General features: G+C 65.9%; 24 protein-coding genes and 1 pseudogene. 16 read left to right on the top strand and 9 right to left on the bottom strand.

The genetic code is table 11. The features are described 5' to 3' along the window. Positions 1-97 precede the first annotated feature (97 nt). A pseudogene (locus tag J2Y58_RS16245) lies at positions 98-706 on the top strand (IS3 family transposase); the annotation flags it as partial. A 279-nt stretch (positions 707-985) separates the two neighbouring features. Here J2Y58_RS16245 and J2Y58_RS16240 read toward each other — a convergent pair. From J2Y58_RS16240 to J2Y58_RS16230, 3 genes are read right to left on the bottom strand one after another with little or no spacing between them, the layout of a single operon-like run. Further along, on the bottom strand, positions 986-1,147 hold the full coding sequence (locus J2Y58_RS16240; protein ID WP_310105262.1) for a hypothetical protein: 162 nt from the start codon (positions 1,145-1,147) through the stop codon (positions 986-988). Next, entirely contained in the window at positions 1,140-1,538 is a 399-nt protein-coding gene (locus J2Y58_RS16235; protein WP_310105259.1) for an HIRAN domain-containing protein, read from the bottom strand. The genes J2Y58_RS16240 and J2Y58_RS16235 overlap by 8 nt, the downstream gene beginning before the upstream one ends. Positions 1,539-1,566: 28 nt before the next feature. Then, on the bottom strand, positions 1,567-2,205 hold the full coding sequence (locus tag J2Y58_RS16230; RefSeq protein WP_310105277.1) for a S24 family peptidase: 639 nt from the start codon (positions 2,203-2,205) through the stop codon (positions 1,567-1,569). 86 nt (positions 2,206-2,291) lie between these two features. Here J2Y58_RS16230 and J2Y58_RS16225 point away from each other — a divergent pair, with 86 nt between their 5' ends. Next, on the top strand, positions 2,292-2,474 hold the full coding sequence (locus tag J2Y58_RS16225; protein WP_097064856.1) for a hypothetical protein: 183 nt from the start codon (positions 2,292-2,294) through the stop codon (positions 2,472-2,474). Between the two features lie 28 nt (positions 2,475-2,502). Here J2Y58_RS16225 and J2Y58_RS16220 read toward each other — a convergent pair whose 3' ends face one another. Continuing rightward, entirely contained in the window at positions 2,503-3,117 is a 615-nt protein-coding gene (locus J2Y58_RS16220; protein WP_310105252.1) for a lytic transglycosylase domain-containing protein, read from the bottom strand. 129 nt (positions 3,118-3,246) lie between these two features. Between J2Y58_RS16220 and J2Y58_RS16215 the strand changes: the two genes are divergently transcribed. The 5 genes from J2Y58_RS16215 to J2Y58_RS16195 all read left to right on the top strand — a co-directional run bounded on the left by J2Y58_RS16215 (position 3,247) and on the right by J2Y58_RS16195 (position 10,313). Next, positions 3,247-4,131 carry a toprim domain-containing protein gene (locus J2Y58_RS16215; protein WP_310105249.1) on the top strand — a complete coding sequence of 295 codons (885 nt, stop codon included), beginning with the start codon at positions 3,247-3,249 and terminating at the stop codon, positions 4,129-4,131. A 68-nt stretch (positions 4,132-4,199) separates the two neighbouring features. Next, positions 4,200-6,761, top strand: a complete 2,562-nt coding sequence (locus J2Y58_RS16210) for a strawberry notch-like NTP hydrolase domain-containing protein (protein WP_310105246.1) — start codon at positions 4,200-4,202, stop codon at positions 6,759-6,761. A 32-nt stretch (positions 6,762-6,793) separates the two neighbouring features. Then, positions 6,794-8,338: a tyrosine-type recombinase/integrase gene (locus J2Y58_RS16205; RefSeq protein WP_310105242.1), complete on the top strand. Its 1,545-nt coding sequence runs from the start codon at positions 6,794-6,796 to the stop codon at positions 8,336-8,338. Further along, positions 8,335-9,249 carry a tyrosine-type recombinase/integrase gene (locus J2Y58_RS16200; protein WP_310105239.1) on the top strand — a complete coding sequence of 305 codons (915 nt, stop codon included), beginning with the start codon at positions 8,335-8,337 and terminating at the stop codon, positions 9,247-9,249. Before J2Y58_RS16205 ends, J2Y58_RS16200 begins: the two co-directional genes overlap by 4 nt. Beyond that, positions 9,246-10,313: a tyrosine-type recombinase/integrase gene (locus tag J2Y58_RS16195; protein WP_310105237.1), complete on the top strand. Its 1,068-nt coding sequence runs from the start codon at positions 9,246-9,248 to the stop codon at positions 10,311-10,313. Before J2Y58_RS16200 ends, J2Y58_RS16195 begins: the two co-directional genes overlap by 4 nt. Before the next feature lie 51 nt (positions 10,314-10,364). On the opposite strand, the gene J2Y58_RS16190 is transcribed toward J2Y58_RS16195, so the two are convergent. After that, positions 10,365-10,919 (bottom strand): hypothetical protein, encoded by a 555-nt coding sequence (locus J2Y58_RS16190; RefSeq protein WP_310105234.1) that lies wholly within the window; start codon positions 10,917-10,919, stop codon positions 10,365-10,367. A gap of 243 nt (positions 10,920-11,162) precedes the next feature. On the opposite strand from J2Y58_RS16190, the gene J2Y58_RS16185 reads away from it, so the two are divergent. The 7 genes from J2Y58_RS16185 to J2Y58_RS16155 all read left to right on the top strand — a co-directional run bounded on the left by J2Y58_RS16185 (position 11,163) and on the right by J2Y58_RS16155 (position 18,811). Next, positions 11,163-13,010, top strand: a complete 1,848-nt coding sequence (locus J2Y58_RS16185) for a strawberry notch C-terminal domain-containing protein (protein WP_310105231.1) — start codon at positions 11,163-11,165, stop codon at positions 13,008-13,010. A gap of 59 nt (positions 13,011-13,069) precedes the next feature. Beyond that, complete coding sequence (locus J2Y58_RS16180) at positions 13,070-13,303, top strand: type II toxin-antitoxin system prevent-host-death family antitoxin (RefSeq protein WP_310105228.1); 234 nt, start codon at positions 13,070-13,072, stop codon at positions 13,301-13,303. Next, positions 13,300-13,758 carry a PIN domain-containing protein gene (locus J2Y58_RS16175; protein WP_310105225.1) on the top strand — a complete coding sequence of 153 codons (459 nt, stop codon included), beginning with the start codon at positions 13,300-13,302 and terminating at the stop codon, positions 13,756-13,758. Before J2Y58_RS16180 ends, J2Y58_RS16175 begins: the two co-directional genes overlap by 4 nt. A 94-nt stretch (positions 13,759-13,852) precedes the next feature. Beyond that, positions 13,853-15,856, top strand: a complete 2,004-nt coding sequence (locus J2Y58_RS16170; RefSeq protein ID WP_310105222.1) for a ParB/RepB/Spo0J family partition protein — start codon at positions 13,853-13,855, stop codon at positions 15,854-15,856. Between the two features lie 126 nt (positions 15,857-15,982). Then, entirely contained in the window at positions 15,983-16,897 is a 915-nt protein-coding gene (locus J2Y58_RS16165) for a zincin-like metallopeptidase domain-containing protein (protein ID WP_310105219.1), read from the top strand. Between the two features lie 66 nt (positions 16,898-16,963). Further along, the gene (locus J2Y58_RS16160; protein ID WP_310105217.1) at positions 16,964-17,608 is read left to right on the top strand and encodes a hypothetical protein; all 645 of its coding nucleotides are present in this window, start codon (positions 16,964-16,966) and stop codon (positions 17,606-17,608) included. A 231-nt stretch (positions 17,609-17,839) separates the two neighbouring features. Further along, positions 17,840-18,811, top strand: a complete 972-nt coding sequence (locus tag J2Y58_RS16155) for a DUF2493 domain-containing protein (RefSeq protein WP_310105214.1) — start codon at positions 17,840-17,842, stop codon at positions 18,809-18,811. A 48-nt stretch (positions 18,812-18,859) separates the two neighbouring features. Here the strand turns inward: J2Y58_RS16155 and J2Y58_RS16150 are convergent, their stop codons facing one another. Together J2Y58_RS16150 and J2Y58_RS16145 are read right to left on the bottom strand one after the other, a co-directional pair. Next, on the bottom strand, positions 18,860-19,114 hold the full coding sequence (locus J2Y58_RS16150; protein ID WP_310105210.1) for a DUF2161 family putative PD-(D/E)XK-type phosphodiesterase: 255 nt from the start codon (positions 19,112-19,114) through the stop codon (positions 18,860-18,862). Further along, positions 19,111-19,557 carry a hypothetical protein gene (locus J2Y58_RS16145; protein ID WP_310105208.1) on the bottom strand — a complete coding sequence of 149 codons (447 nt, stop codon included), beginning with the start codon at positions 19,555-19,557 and terminating at the stop codon, positions 19,111-19,113. Before J2Y58_RS16145 ends, J2Y58_RS16150 begins: the two co-directional genes overlap by 4 nt. Before the next feature lie 104 nt (positions 19,558-19,661). On the opposite strand from J2Y58_RS16145, the gene J2Y58_RS16140 reads away from it, so the two are divergent. Both J2Y58_RS16140 and J2Y58_RS16135 read left to right on the top strand, forming a co-directional pair. Beyond that, a complete protein-coding gene (locus J2Y58_RS16140) occupies positions 19,662-20,117 on the top strand; it encodes a hypothetical protein (RefSeq protein WP_310105205.1) in 456 nt (151 codons plus the stop codon). 260 nt (positions 20,118-20,377) lie between these two features. Then, positions 20,378-20,788, top strand: a complete 411-nt coding sequence (locus J2Y58_RS16135; protein WP_188660981.1) for a single-stranded DNA-binding protein — start codon at positions 20,378-20,380, stop codon at positions 20,786-20,788. Positions 20,789-20,833: 45 nt separating this feature from the next. Here the strand turns inward: J2Y58_RS16135 and J2Y58_RS16130 are convergent, their stop codons facing one another. Both J2Y58_RS16130 and J2Y58_RS16125 read right to left on the bottom strand, forming a co-directional pair. Further along, complete coding sequence (locus J2Y58_RS16130; RefSeq protein WP_310105200.1) at positions 20,834-21,055, bottom strand: hypothetical protein; 222 nt, start codon at positions 21,053-21,055, stop codon at positions 20,834-20,836. Continuing rightward, positions 21,048-21,263, bottom strand: coding sequence for a DUF6437 family protein (locus J2Y58_RS16125; protein ID WP_310105275.1), 216 nt, complete (start codon positions 21,261-21,263; stop codon positions 21,048-21,050). The genes J2Y58_RS16130 and J2Y58_RS16125 overlap by 8 nt, the downstream gene beginning before the upstream one ends. Positions 21,264-21,606: the final 343 nt, after the last annotated feature.

The following is a 21,606-nucleotide window of genomic DNA, read 5'->3' as shown; positions in this document are numbered from 1 at the left end:
CCGATCGGGGCCCTTTCCATGTCGTCATCACGCCTCGACCGCTGGCCTACTTTTACACCGCCACCGTGGCCGGATTTTGCTCCGCCGTTGACAGTTCGTGAACCACAAGCGGGTCTATCGGCTCTATCGGGAAGATGGACTGAGCCTTCGGCTCAAGAAGCCCAGACGCAACGTCAGCGCCGCCAACCGTGACCGACAACCCGCGGCCGCGGCGGCGAACGAGATGTGGTCGATGGACTTCGTCTCCGACGCGCTGTTCGACGGCCGGCGCCTGCGCGCGCTGACGGTAGTCGACGCGTTCACGCGCGAGGCGCTGGCGATCGACGTCGACCAGGGCATCAAGGGTGAGCAGGTGGTCGAGGTGATGGCGCGGATCTCGTCGATCCGCGGTGCGCCCAGGACCATCCGGGTCGACAACGGGCCGGAGTTCATCTCGAAGGCGCTCGACCGCTGGGCCTATGAGAACGGCGTCACGCTGGACTTCAGCCGTCCAGGCAAACCGACGGACAATGCCTTCGTGGAATCGTTCAACGGTCGCCTGCGAGACGAGTGCCTGAACACGCACTGGTTCCTGTCCTTGGAGGACGCGCGGGCCAAGATCGAGGCCTGGCGGCGGGACTACAATGAGAGCCGCCCTCACACATCGCTTGGCTGGCTGACGCCGGTCGAATATGCTGCTGCCGCGGCCAAGATCGCGGCCGAATGAACGCCGGAAACTCATTCTCGACCTGGATGAGAAACCGGGGGACCCTCAGCTCCGTCGAGTATACCCGTATGAGCTATGGAGTAGGACGGTAGCTCAGAGCCGATCCTGCCGATGCTGCCGAGCTTAGCCAAGCAAGCCGAGCCTAGCGAGCTAGACAGCTATCCCAATGAGCGATCGTCAGTGCACGCTTGATCGGGCCAGCTCGGCCAAAGCACTGATCACGACCACCCAGCGCGCGGCGGCGGTCGAGCTTTCCTTCTCCCGCACCTCCTCCAGATATCAGTCTGCCCAGGCGATCGCCTCGGACAAGCCGAGATCGCGGCGCAGATCGATTGCGATCGCCCACGCCTCCTCAAATATCGGATGTACCGCCGAGCCACTTGGAAGGTGGTTTCCGGGCGTGTGCTGGCCTTCAACGGCAAGAGAAGCGAAGTCAGTCATTAGGGTAGATCTCGTCTGGCCAGAACTCGACCGTGGCCGGATCTGGTGGTGTGGCACGGGTCGCGTCCGCGGGCGGCAAAATGGGATGGTCGCCGTCGAACCCGATCCGGATGGCAGCACCGGCAGGCGTGGCGGCCTGGAAGATCGCTTCGATCGGGCGGCCGTTGCGCAGCATGCCGCCGATCCAGGGAGCGCGGTCCGCAGTCAGATAGCCGATCTGGACATTCCGGCTGCTGAACACCGCAATCGCATTGGGGTCCGCCGGGTTCTTCGGCTCTGGCACCAACTCGATCGGTTCGCCGGGCACGCAAAGCAGGATCTCGAAGCGCCGATTGCCTCCGTCCGCATTGGGATGGTTCGCGCCGACGACGTGCAGGCTCATCTGCTTCATGCTGACACCTGTGACCGGGCTGGCCCGATCAGCTCAGCATGCGACCGAACCATAGCACGCGTCCCACGATGTCGATCCGACTGGGATTGATGTCCTGCCAGCTCGGATAGTCGGGATTGTCGCTCTTGATCGAGATGCCGCGCCCAGAGGGCTGCCGCGCCAACCGCTTGACCATCAGGCTATCGTCCAGCCGCAGGACGTAGATGCCGTCCCGCAACCGGCTCACGCCATCCTTGCGGTCAACCAGCACGTCGTCGCCATCGGCGAGCGTCGGCGCCATCGAGTCGCCCTTGACCTGGATGATCGACAGACCATCGGCCGAGCCCTTGGTGCGCTCGCGCAGCCAGCGCGGATCAAAGCCGATCGACGTCCGGCGCGCCTCGCCAAAGTCGGCAGCTCCGTAGCCGGCCGACGCGTAGACATCGAGCACTGGCACCTGCTGGAGCGTCGGCTTCTCCCATTCCTGAGGGCCACCGAGCACCGTCTCCTTGACGCCGAAATAGCTGGCGAGAAGGCGGCGATCCTTCTCGTCGAGGCGCTTGGGCGTCCCCCGCTTGATGAACTGCTGGATGTAGGCCGGATTGCGGCCGAGCATGCGCGAGAGCGCCGCATACTCCTCCTTGCGCTCTTCAATGAGCCGTTGGAGCGCCTCGCGCGGGTGTTCGATCGTGGCGATCATCATAGGGGATTTCCTACAGCACCGGAGCAACGGTATAGAACAGAACGTGAACGAAGTAAAGCGAGTCGCGACGCATGGACGGGGATCTGCTGCCGAGGATTGAGACTTTTCTGGCACGGGTGGGCCTCAGCCCGACCCGGTTCGGCCGCATCGTCGTCCATGATCCTCGGTTCGTATTCGACCTGCGGGCCGGCCGCCGGCCACGTCGGCGCGTTCACGCGCATGTGCATGCCTGGCTGCTGCAGAACGGGGCGTGACGCGGGACGCTCCAGGAGCTCGCGCATGTCAGAGGCTCCCCACTCGCCAAGCCGACAAGACCTTGCGAACATAGGCTGGCGTCTCGCTGTTTGCGGGAATGCCGCGCGCCCGCATGACAGCCGCAGGCCCGGCGTTGTAAGCGGCCAACGCCAGTGTCACCGATCCGAACTTGTCGAGCATGGCTCTCAAGAAGCGAGCCCCACCATCGACGTTCATGCGAGCGTCGAATGGATCGAGGACACCCAGCGCCCGCACCGTCGCGGGCATCAGCTGCGCCAAACCCATGGCCCCAGCGCGACTGACTACGCCGGGCTGGTAGGCTGATTCAACCGCGATCAGTGCATCGAGCAAACCGTTCGGCAGCGCGTGGCGAAGCTCGGCGGCACGGATAAACGCGAGGAACCGCTCGCGTCCTCTCGGCGGTGCGGCTCTCGTCGCAGAGACGGTCATGACTGGGGGATCGGCGACCGCAGCAGAAAATGATCGTGCTGCGGCCGTTCGGTGCTCGATCAGCTCGAAAACGGCAGCTGAAGCATCGTCCGCCTCAGCTGAACTCAATTCCGCGTCAGTGTGCTGCGCCAGTGCGGGTGAGGCGCAGGCCAGCAGCACTGCCGCGGCGGGGAAGAAGGTTCGGATCATCATCGCCTCGCATCATGCATTTTCCTCTTCCTCGAACCGGAACATAGTGCGAACGTGCTGCTGTAGGAAAGCGCTAAGCTGAAGGGAGTGGAGGCGGCGGCGCGGGGCGCGTCACAGACAACGAGAGCCCTTATGAACTTTCACGATCCCCACCTCGCCAGCGGCGCCGACAGCGGTCGCACCATCGTCGAGGCGCTCGGCGGCCACTGGACGCCCCGGGGCGGCATGTGCCGCTGCCCGGCACATGCCGATGCGACGCCATCGCTCAGCGTCCGCCCGGGTCGAAGGAGACTGCTGTTCCATTGCTTCGCCGGCTGCGAGACACGCGATGTGCTCGACGCGATTGCGGCGCTCCGCCTTCCCGGCGGTGCGCGCGTGGTGTTCGGCACAGACGAGCCAATCGACACACGAAAGCCCGCAGTGGAGCGGCTCTGGTCCGAGGCACGCCCGCTCCGTGACAGTCCTGCATCGCGCTATCTGGCGGGACGCGGGCTCATCGGGACCTCGGCGCTTCGTTTCCATCCGCGCACACCGCAAGGGCGGCAGCCGCTCACACGGTTTCTGCCGGCGATGATCGCGGCTGTGACTAACGAGACCGGGCTCGTCGCCGTGCACCGGACGTTCCTCAGTCGGGATGGACTATCCCTCTCCTCCCGCCAGCCGGCACGTGCCGCGCTGGGATCACTCGGCAGCGGTCTCGTCCGCCTCGTGTCGGCGAGCAATCGCCTCGGCTTGGCGGAAGGTATCGAAACCGCCCTCTCCGCCTCCCGACTCTTTGGCGTGCCCTGCTGGGCCACGCTCGGAGCCGAACGCTTCAAGCGGATCACTCTTCCCGCGTCGGTCACGGAGATCATTCTGTTTCTCGACCATGATGCCGCCGGGCACCAAGCCGAGACGGTGGCGCGCGAGCGCTTCGCCGGCCGGCGCATCGAGGCCCGCTACCCGGCCCAGCCCGGTGCGGACTGGAACGATGTCCTGCGCGCACCTCCTCGGGGCAGGATGACGACCGGACGATAGAGGGGAGGAGATCGGACACTTCGTGCCCCGACGTCGGCGCTGGAGCCGGCCGGGCCGGAGTCTCTGCTATGACCGCTGCCGCGCTTCGCCTCGAAGCTCCTGCCGATCCCGTCCTCGCCGTCGCGCATCGCCTTTGCGACTTCCTCCAGGCCAGCGAGACGATCGACGCTCGCCTGCTGCGGGACCTGCTTGCCTCCGCGACAGGCCGCTCCGCCGCCGATGGCGGCTGGTCGATGCGCCACGCCTACGATGCGCTCGAACTCGCGCAAGTGCTCTGGCTGGGGTCAGCCGGTGCGGGCATGGACCTCTCCAGCCCGTCGGTCGCGCTGGACGCTCTGATCGATCTGGGCCGCCGGCTGCCGACACAGACGGTGCGCACCGAAGACCAGCTCGTCTTCCAGCAATTCTCCACCCCTGCCCCGATCGCGTGGGCGATGAGCGTGGCGGCACAACTCCGCTCCTCCGACACCGTGCTCGAACCCTCCGCCGGCACCGGATTGCTCGTCTGGCCAGCGGCGAAGCTCGGGGCCGCCCTCGTGCTGAACGAGATCGATCCCGGTCGCCGACACTGTCTCCAACTGGCTTTTCCACAGGCCCGGATCAGCGATCACGACGGCGAACTCGTCGACGATCTGCTGCCAATCGATGTCCAAGCCGACATTCTCCTGATCAACCCGCCCTTTGCGCGCTCCTTCGGCCGCCCGGTCGACCGGCATGCGGCCGCTCGGCACCTCCAGGCCAGCCTCCGCCGCCTCAAAAGCTGCGGACGCGCGGTTGCGATCATGCCGACCTGGTTCGACCGCCAGATGCTTGGATCGGAAGCGACCATCCGCCTTGATGCGGTTCTGCCCCGCGGCCTGTACGTGAAACACGGAACCGGCATTGCCGTCCGCCTGCTGGTCCTCGACAAGCTTCCGGCCGCTGATGAGGGTCCAGCCGAGCTGGAGATGCCCGACTTACCAGCGTTGCTGGACGCTATCCAACACCTGCCTGCTCGCGCGCGCCCGAGCGACCCGATGCCGCCTACTCCGCGCACGCGGCTGTCTCTGTTCCGCCGCCAGTCACAAACCCCGACGCCGCGCCCACAGCCGGGCGCTGTCGGGCCCGACGGTGAGCAGCCGATCGAGGTGGTGACCCTCGATGATCCCGCACCAGAAGGCGAGCCGGCCGGCATCTACATGGCATGGCGCCCAAGCCGCCTGGCGCTGCCCGGGGCTGCAGAGCATCCGACGCCGCTCGTCGAATCTCTCGCCATGGGATCGATCGCCGCGCCCAAGCCGGCCTACCAGCCTCTCCTGCCCTCCGGCGTCGTGCGCCAAGCCCTGCTGTCGGCCGCGCAGCTCGAGACGCTCGTCTATGCCGGCGGTGCCTTCGAGCGCGACCTGCCCGGCCACTTCGTCGCGGACCAGGCCGGCACCGACCTCACGATGGCGGAGGACGGGATCGCCTATCGACAGGGCTTCTTCCTCGGTGACGGCACCGGTGCGGGCAAGGGCCGGCAGATTGCCGGCATCATCCGCGATCAGTGGGCGCGGGGGCGCAAGCGGCACATCTGGCTCAGCAAGAACGAGGCGCTGCTCGAGGACGCGCGGCGCGACTGGAGCGCGCTCGGCGGCATGAGCCTCGACGTGCAGCCGCTTTCGCAGTGGAAGCTCGGCACGCCCATCACGCTCGACCAAGGCATCCTCTTCGTCACCTATCCGACGCTCCGCTCGGGACGGGAGGAGGTCACCCGTCTCCAGCAGATCCTCGACTGGGCGGGCGAGAGCTTCGAGGGCGTGGTCGCGTTCGACGAGGCGCACGCGCTCGCCAACGCCGCCGGCGGCGAGGGTTCGCGCGGTCGCATTAAGGGCTCGGAACAGGGCTTGGCAGGGCTAAGGCTCCAGAACCGCCTGCCGCGCGCCCGCGTCCTCTATGTCTCGGCGACCGGTGCGTCGGATGTCGCCAACCTGAGCTATGCCAGCCGGCTCGGCCTGTGGGGGCCCGGAACGGCGTTCGCGACCCGCGAGGCGTTCATCACCGGCGTCCGCGCCGGCGGCATCGCGGCGATGGAGCTCGTCGCGCGCGACCTGAAGGCGCTCGGCCTCTACACCGCGCGGGCCCTCTCGTTCGCCGGCGTCGAATATGATCTCCTCGAGCATGCGCTCACCTCCGAGCAGGTCCGCGTCTACGACGCCTACGCCGAGGCCTGGGCAATCATTCACCGCAATCTTGGCGCCGCGCTCGAAGCGACCCGCGTGGTCGACAGCGCGTCGGGCTCGACCCTCAACGCCAATGCCAAGTCGTCCGCGCTCTCCCGCTTCGAGAGCGTCAAGCAGCGCTTCTTCGCCCAGCTCTTGCTCTCGGCCAAGCTGCCGAGCCTGCTGCCGGCGATCGCGACCGATCTGGAGAACGGGAACGCGGTCGTCGTGCAGCTCGTCTCGACGTCCGAAGCCATGCTCGACCGCCGGCTCGCCCACCTGGATCCAGCCGAGCGCGAGACGCTCGAGATCGACCTTTCGCCGCGCGAATATGTGTTATCCGGAGATCCAGATAACACATATTCTTTGCAGTCGAGATTTATGTCGAGCAGTTCGCGCGCAGGCGCGGATTTGCGAGAAGAAGACATCGATTCCACTCCAGATAATTAAAGTGATCCCAGCCCCAACAAGCTGGAGGAACTATGATGTTGCCCAAGACTGTCGTTTCGTACGAACGGCCCAAACCCTGGATGGGAGATGCTCCCACCTCGGATGCTCTAGCCACCGCCTTCCACTCTTCTCTTCTGGGGAGTGCGGCAGGATCAGCAGCGCTTTACAAAGCGGCCGCTCGCCATTTCCTATTCTGGATTGAGCAACAAGGCATCGCGGTGACAACCGTCGATGACGCTGTCGTCCGACGTTTCGAGAAGCACAGCTGTCGCTGTCACGGCTTTTCCCGTCACAAGCCCAATCGGCCGACCTTCATCAGCAAGGTTCGTCGCTTCGTTCGCTTTCTGGAGGATCAAGGCCTCGTCCTCGTGCCCGATGATATCGATCATCTGGACACGTTATTGGCGGATTTCGCGACGTTCTTGGTACAGGAGCATTACAGCGCGGCTAGCATCAAGAGCTATCGGTCAGAGGCGGCGCACTTTGCCGCTTGGGTCCGGGTTATTCGCCTGCGGTGGGAAGATGTCACCGAGGTACATGTTGCCGAGTATGCTGGTCACAATTGTAGATGCCCGGTTTACCGCAAGCGCGGAACGCTGGTCGGTCACCATGGACCGCTTCGGCGCAGTAAAGGCGCTCGGCGTTTCCTCGGGTTTCTCCGCGATCGGAGCGTTCTCTCGCATGTCGATTGCCAAGGGCATCAGGATGATAATCTGGCCGCCTACAGGGAATGGCTGAAGTCTCACTGTGGTAGCTCTCCCAAGACGATCCAGCGCTATTGCGCAGAAGTGAAGCACTGGCTGCCGGAACTGACCACGCCTTCGGAACCTGACGCGAGCATCATCAGGCGGATCGTCAGCCATCGCATTGCCGAGGCGCCAGGTTCAGCCTCAACCATTGCAGGCATCATGCGCAGCTATGTCCGTTTCCTCATTTCGCGGGGCGAGTGCGAGCCCGCGCTCCAGTATGCGTTTCCACCCATCAGGCGTTATCGGCTCGGCACCCTGCCACGCTACATGGATGAGGCGACGGTCGAGAAGATCATCGCATCTTGCCAGACCGATACCGCAGTGGAGATCCGCGACAAAGCCATCATCTTGCTGCTCGCCAGGCTCGGATTGCGAGCAGGTGATATTTGCCAGTTGCGCTTGACCGATATCGACTGGAACGACGGACACCTTCGGGTGAGCGGGAAGAGCAGACGATCCGACCGCCTGCCATTGCCACAAGATGCCGGGAACGCGATCCTCGACTATATCGGGCGGGCGCGCCCGCCGATTAATGAAGAGCGGTTGTTCGTTCGGGTGCAGCCTCCTTTTCGGCCGTTCAGATCGTCGTCCGAGATCGCCGGCATTGTAGGGCGCGTATTTGATCGGGGCGCCATTGAGGGCGTGCCGACGGGTGCGCATGCCTTCCGGCATTCCCTGGCGACACGTATGCTGCGCGCCGGGGCCGGCTTAGAGACGGTCGGCACGATCTTGCGCCACCGTTCCCCGGCCATAACGGCCATCTACGCCAAGGTCGACGTCCCGATGCTGCTCAAGGTTGCCCAAGATTGGCCGGGAGACGCGTCATGATGAAGGCGCAAATCGAGCGGTATGTCGCGTTGCATCGCAGCTTCGGCCGTAAGTTTGACGTGCAGGAGCGGTTCCTCCACCTCTTCTTCAACTATGCTCATCGTTTTGGCGATCAGCACGTCACGCTCGAGCGGCTCTACAATTGGTGCCGGTCAGCCAGTTCCCAGAACGTGGCGAGGGACAGGTTTGACCATCTGCGCCGCTTCTGTCTCTATGCCCATGCCGAGGATCGGGAACACCAAGTGCCGCCTGCAGGCGTCTTTGGGAGAGGGAAGCGCCGCCGCCCGACGCCACATATCATCGAGCCTGAGCAACTCAGAGCGATCATGCAGGCCGCCCTTGATCTTCCTCCTAAAGGCAAGATCAGCCCGCATACCTACCACTATCTGTTCGGCTTGCTGGCGACGACGGGTCTGCGGATATCCGAGGCGCTCGCGCTCCAGCGTGTCGATGTTGTCGACGATGGCCTCGTCATCAGAAACGGCAAGTTCGGCAAGCAACGCCTTCTGCCGATCCGGCCATCGACGCGGGCGGCTCTGGACACATATCTGGACATCCGCAGAAGGCTGAACGCCCAAGGCGATGATCTGTTCGTCACCACAAGAGGCTGCGCACCGCATCAGATTGTCGCTCACATCGTCTTCGTCAGATTGGCTCGCAAGCTGGGTTTTCGCGGGCCTACCGGAACGCCGGGCATTCGCGTCCACGACCTGAGGCACACCTTCGCCGTTCGGTCGCTGGAGTCCTGCCCGCGCGATCGGGAGGCTATCCGGCATCATATGGCGGCGCTCAGCACCTACCTGGGCCATACGGATGTGGCCAACACATATTGGTATCTCGAAGCAACACCTGTCCTCCTTCGCGACATCGCCGCCGCAGGTGAGCAGCTTTTCCGGGGAGATTCAGCATGACTGCACTCGCTCCCCATCTCGCCGCGTTCCTGCGTGATCATCTTCCTAGGGAGCGCAATGTCAGCCCGCATACGGTTACGACCTACGCGAACTGCTTCGCGCTTCTGGTCCGGTTCGCAGCCGGCCGCCTGAAGCGGCGACCTACTGACCTGGCGATCGAGGATTTCGATCCCGGACTTATCATGGCGTTCCTCGATCACGCGGAGAATGCACGTAAAAATAGTCCCAGAACCCGCAACGCTCGACTTGCGGCGATCCGGGCGTTCTTCCGTTACATCGAGTATCGCGTCCCAGCATGCCTTGATCTCGCGCTGCGTGTTCGTGCCGTCCCGACAAAGCGGACCGACACGACCCTGATCGACTATATGACACGGGAAGAGATCACCGCGCTGCTCGACGCACCCGATCCCCGGTCTCGCTTGGGCACCCGGGATCGCGCCATGTTGCACCTCGCCTACGCTGGCGGTCTGCGGGTCGCCGAGTTGCTGTCGCTACACATGCAGGACTTTCCGGAGCGCTCGCTCGCAACGGTCCATATCATTGGCAAGGGCCGACGCGAGCGTGTTTTGCCCCTGTGGCGCGAGACCCAAGCGGTTCTGCGGGCTTGGCTCGCCGTTAGGCCGGAATGTCAGGCGCCGGAGATATTCCTCAACGCCAAGGGCGAACCAATGACGCGCGATGGATTTGCGTTCAGGCTAGCCACGCATGTCGCGACGGCGGCGAAGAAGCAGCCATCGTTGTTACGCAAGCGGGTCACGCCCCACGTGCTGAGGCATTCTTGCGCAATGCATACGCTTGCCGCGACAGGCGACATCCGGAAAGTAGCCCTCTGGCTGGGACATGCCAGTATCCAGAGCACGGAAGCCTATCTGCGTGCCGATCCTGAAGAGAAGCTGCAGATTCTCTCCGCGCATGGGTCGCCGATGATCAAACCAGGCCGGTTTAGGCCTCCGGCCGATCCGCTGATCGTCATGCTAGAAGACATAAGAAGCCGGTCAGTCAGTCCGCCATTCAAACGGGGCATCTACAACAAAGGCCGTGCCAAGAAATGCGTTGATGAGTGATACTGCCTAATTATGCATGGGCCGCAAATTTTGGCGGCCCATCGATCATGCCTATGTGATCGGAACGACTAATTCATTTGCGGGCGTTGAGCCTGGATTGATACGCCCTGCAGCACGTTCCTTATCTACATACTTGATAAACGACTCCATTCCCTGAAGAATCGTCGACGAAGAACGCTTATCACACCAATTGCTTATCCATCGATCAATCAATTCATCATTATTCTGCAAAAGAAAGTCGCCAGATTTATCAGGGCCCCAACGGTTATACGCTGTAAGATATCCACGTGCCGCGCCACCCCAAAACACCCTCAATACTTTATCGTCCTTCGCATCTGACCACTGTCGGCATGTTACCTGCACTGTCAAAACGGAGGGACGCGGCATCCCCCTTTTCTCGTGTGCTTGTCGCTTAATCAGATCAGTCATCAGCGGATCAAGCGCCTGTGCGACGGATTTTGTTAGGTTTCCGCTACATTGAACGTCAATGAAAGCGGCTATCTCGTTCCAAGTCGCTTGGCCTAGGATATTGCCTGACCGGGGGTGCCAATAGACATTAAACCCCGAGACATAGCCGTGAAACCAATTGTTGTAAGCTGCTTCCATCAATCGGGCTGCACCGCCACCGTTTCGGACGGCGCTCCACTCAGAACAGAGGGGTGACCGATGCGCGCGATAGGTCGTCTTGGTACGATCCGTTTCAGCCACTGAGATAGGCTGAGCGGCAAATAGCAGTGCAGCAATCAACATTTGGAAAGCCCCCGAGATAGCTCGCTTTTAGCGTCTTCCAGACCGGGAACAATCTCGTTTGTGGAGAACGAGAGAGCACCGCCACCTTAATTATCTGGAGTGGAATCGATGTCTTCTTCTCGCAAATCCGCGCCTGCGCGGGAACTGCTCGACATAAATCTCGACTGCAAAGAATATGTCGTCGACTATCTGGTCCGCGCTTTCCCGACGCGGCAGATGCGGGTCTTCACCGATCCTGACGGCAACGTCCGCTCCGAACCCATGGTCGATGACCAGGGCCATCCCGTTCACTGCCGGGCCGCGATCGAGGCGCGGGACAGCATGGTCGAGCAGCTCTGTGCGCTGCCGCCGGTCGCCACCGCCCTCGATGCCATTCTCGAGCGGTTCGGCGCCGACAGTGTCGCGGAGGTGACCGGCCGCACCCGGCGGCTCGTGCTCGACCGCGCCGGCCAGCAGCGGCTCGAACGCCGGTCGCCGCGCAGCAACCTCGCTGAAGCGCAGGCCTTCATGGACGGCAGCAAGAAGCTGCTCGTCTTCAGCGACGCGGGCGGCACCGGCCGGAGCTACCATGCGTGCCTCAAGGCCAGGAACCAGGCACGCCGCATCCACTATCTGCTCGAACCCGGCTGGCGCGCCGATGCGGCCATTCAGGGGCTCGGGCGGACGCACCGGAGCGCGCAGGCGTCCGCCCCCTTGTTCCGGCCCGTCACCACCGACGTGCGCGGCGAACGCCGGTTCATCTCGACCATCGCGCGGCGACTCGATGCGCTCGGCGCGCTGACCCGAGGGCAACGGCAGACCGGCGGCCAGAATCTCTTCAACCCGGCCGACAACCTCGAGAGCGACTATGCCAAGGACGCTCTCACGAACTGGTACCGGTTGCTGTTCGCCGGCAAGCTCCAGTCGATCACCTGCGCGGACTTCCAGGCGCGATCCGGGCTCGTGCTGGAAACCGAAGGCGGCGGCTTGCGCGACGATCTGCCGCCGATCCAGCGCTGGCTCAACCGGCTCCTCGCCTTTCCGATCGCGCTCCAGAATGCGATCTTCGAAGAGTATCTCGGGCTAGTCGAGGCACGGATCGCCGCGGCACGCGAAGCCGGAACCCTCGACGTCGGTGTCGAGACGCTCCTGGTCGAGACACTGACTGTGAGCGATGATCGTATCCTGCGGACCGATCCGTCGAGCGGTGCGACGAGCCATCTCCTCACCCTCGATCTCGAACGGCGGCCCCGCCCGCTCCGGTTTGAGGCGGCCCTGCGGCTCGCCGAGCGTGACGGCGCGTGCCTCCTCGTCAACGATCGCTCGGGCCGCCCGGCGGTCCGCTTGCATGCCCGCAGCCTTCTCACCGAAGAGGGGCTGCCGCTCCGCCGCTACGAGCTGGTCCGGCCTCTCCGCCGCGAGCATATCGGCCATGGCCAGTTCGAGGAAACGCACTGGCGTCCCGCTGACAGCACGGCCTTCGCTGCGGCATGGAACGCTGAGGTCGAGGAGGCGACGGCATCGACGCAGAGCGAAACGATGCACCTCGCGACGGGATTGCTTCTGCCGATCTGGGATGCCCTGCCCGGTGACCATGTCCAGGTGCTGCGGGTCGTCGACGAGAAGGGCCGGTCGCTCCTCGGTAGGCCCGTTCCCGCGGCCGCCGTCTCTGAGCTGGGTCGCCGCTTCGGCCTGGACCTCGACCACGCCGTTCCTTTTCCTGCCCTGGTGTCCGGAGTGCTGGAGACCGGCCGGTCCTGTGCCATCCCCGGCACGCTCTCGGCCCAGCTGAAGCGCTCGCTGGTTGGTGGCGAACGGCGGCTCGAACTTGCCGGCTTCGACCCCGCCCGCCTCGGCGAACTCAAGGCGCTCGGCTGCTTCACCGAGATCATCCGCTACCAGACCCGGTTGTTCATCCCCGTGACCAGGGCAGCGGAGATCGTCGAGCGCCTGTCCGGCGGCCGGTGAGCAGTCGACAGGCGGACGCTTATACTCTATTTAGGTGGTACCACTAGAAAGGATCGGTAATGGAAAGGGCGATCAGCGCCAGCGACGCGAACCAGCGCTTCTCCGAACTGCTCCGCGAGGTGCAGGAAGGCGAGAGCTTCGTTGTCACCTCACGTGGTCGCCCCGTCGCCAAGGTCACGCCAGTCGACGATGTCGCTCGGCAAGGCCCCGAGATCGACGCCCTGCTCGATTTCGTCTCCGCCCTTCCCCGCCGCAGCGGCCAGCGCTGGCGACGCGAGGATTTGTACGAGTGAGCCGTGTCGCGTTCGACACCAACGTCCTGGCTTATATCGCCGGGGTCGATCGCCATCCTGACGATGCCGCAAAGATCGAGTCCAGCCGCACGCTCCTGAGGCAACTACGGGGGCGGGCCTCGCTCATCGCCCCGGTCCAGGTCCTGGGCGAGCTCTACGTTGTCCTGAACCGATCGGGTGCTTCACGCGAGGAAGCGCGCGAGACGGTACTCCGCATGTCCCGAGCGTTCGGGACAGCGGACAGCAACAGCTCGGCCTTTCTCTCGGCGCTCGATCTCTCCAGCGCACACCAGCTGCAGCTCTGGGACGCGCTGATCCTCAACGCCGCCGCCGAGGCAGGATGCGCGCTGCTCCTTTCCGAGGACATGTCGAGCGGCTTCGCGTGGCGCGGCACTGTCGTGATCAACCCCTTCGCGGCATCACTCGACGAGCGCCTCAGCCGCCTGATCGCCTGATCGGGCATTCCCCGCACCGTTTGAGAGATGAGGACGCGTCGGATGGCGCGAGCCGGCGTGAGCGCACGCGGGCTCGTCACCAGGAGTGAAGACGATGATCCAGACTATCCCGCTTGCCAAGCTCGTGCCCTCCAAGCGCAATGTTCGCCGCCGCAGCGATGCCGCCGCCGACGCCCAGCTCCGCGCCGACATCGAAGCGCGCGGCCTGCTCCAGAACCTGATCGTGACCGCCAACAAGAAGCCGCGCGGCACCTTCGCCGTCGAGGCAGGTGGCCGTCGCCATGCCGCGCTGAAGGCGCTCGCCGACGACGGCAAGCTCGCCGCCGACTTCGCGGTGCCCTGCCTCGTGCTCGACGATCTCGGCAGCGCGGTGGCCGAGGCGAGCCTGGCCGAGAACTTCCAAAAGCTGGCGCTCAACCCGGCGGACGAATGCCTCGCCTTCCAGCACTTCATCGAACAGGGTTCGGACGTCGACGGCGTGGCCCGCCGGTTCGGCGTTACCGTGCGGTTCGTCGAAGGCCGCCTCCGGCTTGCGAGCCTCGCGCCGGTGGTGTTTCAGGCACTCGCCGACGGCGAGATCACCCTCGACATCGCCAAGGCCTATGCCTCGACTCCCGACCGCGAGCGGCAGGCGCATGTCTTCGACCAGATGAGCCGTGGCTATGGCGGGGCGCACCCGGACAGCATTCGGCGCATGATGACGCAGGCGACCGTCTCCGCCGCCGATCCGCGCGCCCGGCTTGTCGGCGAGGACGCCTACCTCGCAGCGGGCGGCCGCATCGACCGCGATCTCTTCGCCGACGACACCTCTACCCGCTGGCTCGACATCGCCATCCTCGAACGGCTCGCCAATGAGAAGATGGACGACGCCGCCGCGACGCTCGCGGCCGAGACCGGCTATGCCTGGATCCGCCCAACGCTCGACCGCTATGTCGACTGGCAGCAGACCGAAGGTCTCGAGCGGGTCGAGCTCGAGCCCGCGGCGCTGACCGACAGCGAGCAGGAGCAGGTTGCAACGCTTGAGGCTCAGGCAGCGGACAAGATCGCCCTGCTGGAAAACGAGGCGAGCAGCGACGAGGACCGTGCACAGGCCGAAGTCGAGCTCGAGACCATCGAGAAGGCGGTCGAGGCGATCACCGACAAGCCGCCGGTGCTCGACGAGGCGCTGCGGCCCCAGATCGGCGCCTTCCTCGTCCTCGGCCCCGACGGCACGCCGCGGCTGCACCAGACGCTCTACGTCGAGCGGACGCCGCAGGAAGAGAATGGGCCCGACGACGCCGATAACGACGCGGGCGAACCTGCCCCACGCGCCGTCGGTCTCTCGCAGCGGCTGACCGACGAGCTCGCGATCCAACGCCGCGACATCCTCGCGGTCCATGTCGCGGCAGACCCGGACTTCGCACTCGATCTCGCAATCTTCCTGATGGTCGACCGCAAGCCCGGCCACGGGGCGGAGCGGTACGGCTCGTCGCTTAGCGCCCGGCCGCCTCAGGAGCCGGTGATCGGGTTCAAGACGCCCGAAGCGCCCGCCACCCTCGCTCGCGCGGAAACCGACCAGGCGCTCGACCGCAGCTGGACCACCTTCGACACCGCCGAGGCGCGGTTCGACGCCTTTCGTGCCCTCGGCCCCGACGAACGAGCGGCATGGCTCGGTCACGCGGTTGCCGGCAGTCTCGAGGCGAGCGTTGCGGGTACGGGCACTGGCGGCTGCCGCTTCCACGATCATCTGGGCCGTCTGCTCGACATCGACGTCGCCGCCTGGTGGCGGCCGACAGCGGCAAACTTCTTCGACAAGGTCACCAAGCCCGTCATGTTCGACGCGCTGGCCGAGATCGACGGACCCGCACTTGCCGCGCGCTACGGCAATGCCAAGAAGGCCGACCTCGCCGCCACCTGCGAGAAGATCTGTGCTGGCGACTTTATCGGCGAGGTCAGCACCAAGCAGGCGGCACGGGCGTGGCTGCCGGCCGCGATGCTCTTCGCACCCGAGCCTGGCGGCCAAGCCGACGGCGATCCGGCCACGCTGCCGGGCAATGCCGACGCCAGCGCGACCGAGCTCGATCATGTCAGCGACGTGATCGACCGCGACGCTGCCTGAGCGGCACGCGGCATTCTGGGGCGGCCTCCACCTCGAGGTCGCCCCTTTTTCTTCGGCTTCGCGAGAGAGGGGAGACGGCTGTCGCCGGGGCGAGCCGATCCGGCTCGTGATCAGAGGAGCCGCGCGATGCCCCACAGCCGATCCACCCCGCCGACCAGCCCCGCCGAGACAATCACCAACGCCATCATCGAACGCCTGGAGGCTGGCGTCAGGCCATGGCGCCAACCCTGGACCGGCGGTCCTGTCTCCAGGCCCTTGCGCGTCTGCGGAACGCCTTATCGAGGGGTCAACGTCATCTGGCTCTGGATGGCGGCACAATCACGCGGCTTCGGCTCGCCGACCTGGATGACCTACCACCAGGCACAGCTGCTCGGAGCCCAGGTGCGCAAGGGCGAGCGCGGTACGCTCGCCATCTTCTACAAGAGCTATACCAAGGAGATTGAGGATCCCGCGACGGGCGAGCGCGAAGACGAGGCGCGCCGCGTGCTGAAGAGCTTTACCGTCTTCAACGTCGACCAAATCAATGGGCTGCCCGAGCGGTTCCGGCCCGAGCCCGTGTCGCTGCCCGAACCGACTGCGCGTGATCGCGAACTCGACACCTTCTTCGCCGCTATTCCGGCGTTGCTGCACCACGGTGGCAGCGAGGCCTATTACATGCCCTCGACCGACCAGATCACCATGCCGGAGGTGTCGCAGTTCCGGACGCGCGACCTCTACCGGTCGACACTGGCGCATGAGCTTGCGCACTGGACGGGACACCGAAGCCGACTGGACCGCTCGCTAGGTGGTCGCTTCGGGAGCGACGCTTACGCCGTCGAGGAGCTGGTCGCCGAGCTCGCCTCGGCGATGATCGGCGCCGAACTTGGGCTGCCAGTCGACCATCTCGACGATCATGCGAGCTATCTCGGCAGCTGGCTCAAGGTCCTCAAGACCGATGCCCGCGCGATCCTGACCGCGGCCGCCAAGGCCGAGGAGGCCTCCGCCTATCTGCTGAAGCTCGGCCGCGCCGAGCGCCCCGCCGAGCTGTCGCTCGCCGCCTGACCCGCACCCTCTCGGCGGCCCGCAAAGGATCGCTGTTTGCACCTCCTCTCCTCGGGAGATTTCCTCATGACCTACGATGTCGGCTACCGCTTCGCGCAGGCGCTCGATCCGAGCGGCCTCGACACCATTGCTGCTTGCCTCCACGCCATCCAGGCCGCTGCCAAGGACTGCCGCAACGCCGGCAAGCCATTCGAGACCGACCCCGCCGTGGTGTTGCTCGCCCAGCATCTCGGGGCTGTCGCGACGACCACGATGCCGGATCGGCCGGCCCTTCGCACGCTCTGCGGCGATGCCTTGGCCGAGATTGCGCGCACCCCGTTGCTGACCCTGCTCGCCGCGCGCGGCGTCGATCATGACGCTGACGCCAAGCGGACCTTCCACACGGAAGCACGGCGGGCGCTGAAGCGGCTTGCCGACGCGCTGCAACTCGAGCGCGGCCGATACGACATTCGCGTCTGTGCTGGCGGTCCAGCGGTGTCGGGCGAGGTCATCCTCCACGGGGAAGAGCTCTACTGCCAGGTCTCGATCGGCGGCTTCGGGCCGGGCGAGATCCTGTTCCGCCGCTGCCGCGGCCGGTCCGACTATGTCGGCGAGCGCAACCATTGGGCTCGTATGACCGAGCTGGTCGACCACGTTCGGCTGGCGGCACGGATTGCGCGCGAGATCGGGCTGGCATGCTTGCCCGAAAGCCAGCCGAGGCTCGTCGCCTGAGAGCCGGATACGAGGTCCGGCCAGTGCCGCGGTGCGGGCGCGAGAGGCCCTCTACCCGCCGGCGGTCCAGGCGCAACCCGCCCGCCTGCGGCCCGTGTTGCCTCGCTTGGGCTGGTGCCCGCGCGAGGCGGCCCGCGCCAGCCTTGTCGCGGGGGTGCGCCCGGCCCTGATGCCGCCGGGTGGGAAGGCACGCGTCGCCGCAGATCCGCGGCGTCTGACAGGAGACCTCTCATGCCGACCACCCTTGCCGCCCAGCTCGCTGCGCTCGAACTCGGGCATCTCTCGATCGCCAGCGATCCCGGCGCGCGTCCCCTCGCCCGACCTGAGCCGGAGGCGATCGACCAGACGCTCGCCGCCGTCTGGTCAGACCTGTTCGCGCTGTTCACCGACACCATCCTCGAGGACCAGGCCGAGGAGCTCGGCTGGGGTTTCGTGAACCTCTTCCATCGCGCCGCTGCCAAGGCTTCGACCCGCATCGACCGGGCGACCGATGAGATCCGGCTGCTGCTTGCAACCAACGACGGCTCGGAGGTCCACACCGCTGAACTCGAACAGCAGGTCGAGCGCGCCCAAGCGGCCGAAGGCGAGATGCTGGCGCTGGAGGCACTTCGTGAAACGGCAGCCGCGCTCTACCTCGCCGAGACCGGCTCGTCCTGGAAGCCGGCGGGCGGATCGCGGCTCAGCCACGACGCGCTGAGCACGTCCGCAGTCGTGCAGGGACGCGAGTTCCTGAAGGCGCGTGCCGAGGGCAAGCGCCGGGCCGCGATGCCCGAGGGCACGCCCGTCGTCTTTGCCGGCGGACGGCTGAGCTTCGGTAGCGCGGACGATGCCAAGGCCTATGGCGACGCGATCTGGCGCACGCTCGACCGGGTGCGCGCCAATGTCGCCGACATGGTCCTCGTCCATGGCGGCGATGGCAAGGGTGCCGACCGGCTCGCGGCGTCCTGGGCCGAGCGTCACAAGATACCGCAGATCGCGTTCAGTCTCGACACCCGGCTCGGCGCTCGGGCAGGCTTCCGCCGCAACGAGCAGATGGTCGGGTTGAAGCCGCGCTACGTCGTCGCGTTCGCCGGCAACGGCGTGCTGGAGCGGCTCGTCATCCAGGCCAAGGAGCGCGGGATCGCCGTCGTCGACCGGCGTGGTCCGCTCGGCACCAACCCCAAGCACCACGCCCGTACCTCGGGCGAAGCGGTCGCGGCTTGAGCCCTTCCGGGCGCCGCTTCGGCGGCGCCCTTCTTTCCCGGCTGCAGGCTATGCCGCTTCCTGCTCCGGGGTTGGCGACGATCTCTTCTCGCTCTCGCCGATCGCGAGCCGACCACTCTCGGACAGCGCATAAAGCCCCTTCTCCACGCGCTCGAACCAGCCATAAACGTTGCGCAGCAGGATAGCGCCCGCATCCTCCGCGAGCCCGCGCAGATCCCTCGGGCGCTTCGGTCCATCCCGCATCGCCTGGGCGCACGCAATCGTGCGCTGGCGATACGCCGTCATGATCGGCTGGCGGGTCAATCCACCCTGGGTCGGGTCGCCCTTCCGACGGCGATGCTCGGCACCAGCCGCCGTCGCTGCGGCAGATTCGGACGCGGCCGGTAGGGCGCAGGCTCGGCGAGCACGGTGACCGTGCCGAGTCGCAGGTCGACCGCGAGCAGGCCCAGCCCCAGCAACCGGCAGAGCCGATGCACCCGGCGGTCCTGGTCCCGGCCGCGGCGCGTCGCCGGCACCGCAACATAGACGATGTCGGACGAGCGCGTCCGCTCGACCGCCTGCAGCAGCAGCTCGAGCGAGAAGGACAGCTTGAGCTCGGTGACGACCACGAGCGGCGGCTCGCCAGGTGCCAGCCCAACGATGTCGCAGCTGCAGATCTCTCCCTTCACCTCGAACCCATGACGCTCGAGGAAGCGCTTGATCGGCGCATAGAGCGCGGTCTCGCTGACAGGCTTTATCAGCGACATTCCGTCCTCACTAGCTCGCTCCCTTGCCGCCTCAAACCGCTCGCCTGTCGGCGCGGTCCCGCTGGAGGTGGCCTGTCGTGCACCCTTGCGTAAGAGCATCGGCGATGATCCCGCTTCTGCTCCTCGCCAGCGTCGTCGCCCCAGGCGCCACCTTCACCTGCACACCCGTCGCGGTCTGGGACGGGGACGGTCCGATCTGGTGTGCGGAAGGGCCGCGCATTCGGCTGGAGGGCATCGCCGCCCGCGAGATGGACGAGACCTGCCGGCCAGGACATCCCTGTCCCAAGGCGAGCGGGCGCGCCGCGCGCGACCATCTCGTCACCCTGCTGGGCGAGGCCCGCGGCACGCTCCGCACCGGTCACATCGTGGTCCGTGGTTCCCCTCTCACCTGCGTGTCGAACGGTTCAGCGAAGGGTGATCGGACCGGCGCCTTGTGCCGTTCTCAGCAAGTCGGCGACCTCTCCTGCGCGATGGTACGGGACGGCTATGCGCTGGCGTGGGCCCGCTATGGCGGGAACCGTCTGTGTCGATCGGCGCGAACCTCCAGCACCAGACGGTAGCACTCTCGGGCGCCCGCGATCCGGCCAGGCCAGGACCGTTCCCATCGACTGCTCACCCCTATGGCGGGCGCGAGCACAGGCAACCCTTCCCGACCAGGCCCGTGTTGCTCCGGCTTCGCCTCCGCTGCCCGCGCCAGCCTGGTCTCCCAGGGTTCCCCTCCCGGCCCTGCGGGCCGCTCGGTGCCTCTGCCCGGCTGCCTCGCCATGGCCGGGGCTCCGTCGATCGGGACGGTCCCGACGATCCGAAAGGAGCAAGCGCCATGACCAACACCGTTCTTCTCGTCGGCAATCTCGGCACCGATCCCGAGACCCGCTCCACCCGCGGCGAGACCCGCGTCACCACCCTCAGCCTCGGCACCAGCCGGCCCAAGCGCGATCAGGAGGGCAAGACCTTCAAGGATGCGAACGGCTACACCGCCAAGGAGACCGAGTGGCACCGCATCACCTGCTTCAACGGCCTCGGCAAGACGGTCGCGCAATACGCGACCAAGGGCATGCTGGTGTCGGTGCGCGGCCGCATCCACTACAGCAAGTGGACCGATCGCGAGGGGGTCGAGCGGTACGGCTGCGAGATCATCGCAGAGGATGTCCAGTTCCTCAGCCGCGGCAAGTCGGCGAGTGGCGGCGAGCCTTCCGGCCAGAACGACATCGACGACGACCTGCCCTTCTGACGGCCCGAAATACGCCCCGGCGGCACCGCCGCCGGGGCGCCTTCGTCATGCCTGGCGAGGGCTGCCGAAGTGCCGCGTGACGATCGCATCGAGCCGGCGGGTCAGCAGGCCGGCGAGCGCCAGCGCATCCCGCTCGGCGTCGAACGGATCGCGCCGGCAGGCTGAGACGATCGCATCGCGCAGCCAGTAGCTGGTCGCCGGATCGGCCAGCATCGCGATGACCTCGGCCACATCGCTCATCGGCTCACGGGTGATCGGGTCAGGCATTGGCCTCTCCCTTCACCGGTGGGTGCACCATGCCCGGTTGCGATCGAATTTTGTCGGGAGCGGGCTCGCCGCCGTTCCCCTTGAGCGCGAGGCGGATCGCCTGTCTCAAGCCTTCGGCACCCAGGGCACCGCCGCCGGCATCGAGCGCGATCAGCCCCAATTCGAGCGCGGCAGCACGCCGCAGCTCCTCGCGCCGGCTCTCGAGCAGGCGCTATTCTTCGTCATGTCGGGTGAGCGCATCCAGCGCGCTCGGCTTCTTCTTGGCCACGACCATTCTCCTGTCGGTCGAAGCCCCTTCCGATCCTCTCTTCGCCTAGCTGCGTACCTGTAGGAAAGGGATTTCTGTGGGCGACCCGGTCAGGTCCCACCCCTCCAGCGTGCCGCATCCAATCGGCCGCCGCGGGCATCGAACCCGCGCCGGCCGAGCTCTTCTACTCGCTCGACATAGGGAAGCATGACAGCGGCGAAGACCGGGCCTCAAGGACGACGGGGCCCCACCATTTTTCCGGCCGATCAAGGTTCGCGCTCCACCGCTGGCGTCAGCGCGCGGC

The sequence above is a fragment of the Sphingomonas sp. BE138 genome, assembly GCF_031456125.1.
Classification (GTDB): Bacteria; Pseudomonadota; Alphaproteobacteria; order Sphingomonadales; family Sphingomonadaceae; genus Sphingomonas.
This window is presented reverse-complemented; position numbering and strand designations above follow the sequence as displayed.

What these genes read in the sequence shown, in the direction of transcription:
- J2Y58_RS16155 (WP_310105214.1), top strand. Translation starts at nt 17,840, where the DNA reads ATGCCGACCACCCTTGCCGCCCAGCTCGCTGCGCTCGAACTCGGGCAT.
- J2Y58_RS16195 (WP_310105237.1), top strand. Translation starts at nt 9,246, where the DNA reads ATGACTGCACTCGCTCCCCATCTCGCCGCGTTCCTGCGTGATCATCTT.
- J2Y58_RS16200 (WP_310105239.1), top strand. Translation starts at nt 8,335, where the DNA reads ATGATGAAGGCGCAAATCGAGCGGTATGTCGCGTTGCATCGCAGCTTC.
- J2Y58_RS16140 (WP_310105205.1), top strand. Translation starts at nt 19,662, where the DNA reads ATGATCCCGCTTCTGCTCCTCGCCAGCGTCGTCGCCCCAGGCGCCACC.
- J2Y58_RS16215 (WP_310105249.1), top strand. Translation starts at nt 3,247, where the DNA reads ATGAACTTTCACGATCCCCACCTCGCCAGCGGCGCCGACAGCGGTCGC.
- J2Y58_RS16135 (WP_188660981.1), top strand. Translation starts at nt 20,378, where the DNA reads ATGACCAACACCGTTCTTCTCGTCGGCAATCTCGGCACCGATCCCGAG.
- J2Y58_RS16160 (WP_310105217.1), top strand. Translation starts at nt 16,964, where the DNA reads ATGACCTACGATGTCGGCTACCGCTTCGCGCAGGCGCTCGATCCGAGC.
- J2Y58_RS16240 (WP_310105262.1), bottom strand. Translation starts at nt 1,147, where the DNA reads ATGACTGACTTCGCTTCTCTTGCCGTTGAAGGCCAGCACACGCCCGGA.
- J2Y58_RS16225 (WP_097064856.1), top strand. Translation starts at nt 2,292, where the DNA reads ATGGACGGGGATCTGCTGCCGAGGATTGAGACTTTTCTGGCACGGGTG.
- J2Y58_RS16235 (WP_310105259.1), bottom strand. Translation starts at nt 1,538, where the DNA reads ATGAAGCAGATGAGCCTGCACGTCGTCGGCGCGAACCATCCCAATGCG.
- J2Y58_RS16210 (WP_310105246.1), top strand. Translation starts at nt 4,200, where the DNA reads ATGACCGCTGCCGCGCTTCGCCTCGAAGCTCCTGCCGATCCCGTCCTC.
- J2Y58_RS16190 (WP_310105234.1), bottom strand. Translation starts at nt 10,919, where the DNA reads ATGGAAGCAGCTTACAACAATTGGTTTCACGGCTATGTCTCGGGGTTT.
- J2Y58_RS16180 (WP_310105228.1), top strand. Translation starts at nt 13,070, where the DNA reads ATGGAAAGGGCGATCAGCGCCAGCGACGCGAACCAGCGCTTCTCCGAA.
- J2Y58_RS16220 (WP_310105252.1), bottom strand. Translation starts at nt 3,117, where the DNA reads ATGATGATCCGAACCTTCTTCCCCGCCGCGGCAGTGCTGCTGGCCTGC.
- J2Y58_RS16205 (WP_310105242.1), top strand. Translation starts at nt 6,794, where the DNA reads ATGATGTTGCCCAAGACTGTCGTTTCGTACGAACGGCCCAAACCCTGG.
- J2Y58_RS16130 (WP_310105200.1), bottom strand. Translation starts at nt 21,055, where the DNA reads ATGCCTGACCCGATCACCCGTGAGCCGATGAGCGATGTGGCCGAGGTC.
- J2Y58_RS16165 (WP_310105219.1), top strand. Translation starts at nt 15,983, where the DNA reads ATGCCCCACAGCCGATCCACCCCGCCGACCAGCCCCGCCGAGACAATC.
- J2Y58_RS16145 (WP_310105208.1), bottom strand. Translation starts at nt 19,557, where the DNA reads ATGTCGCTGATAAAGCCTGTCAGCGAGACCGCGCTCTATGCGCCGATC.
- J2Y58_RS16170 (WP_310105222.1), top strand. Translation starts at nt 13,853, where the DNA reads ATGATCCAGACTATCCCGCTTGCCAAGCTCGTGCCCTCCAAGCGCAAT.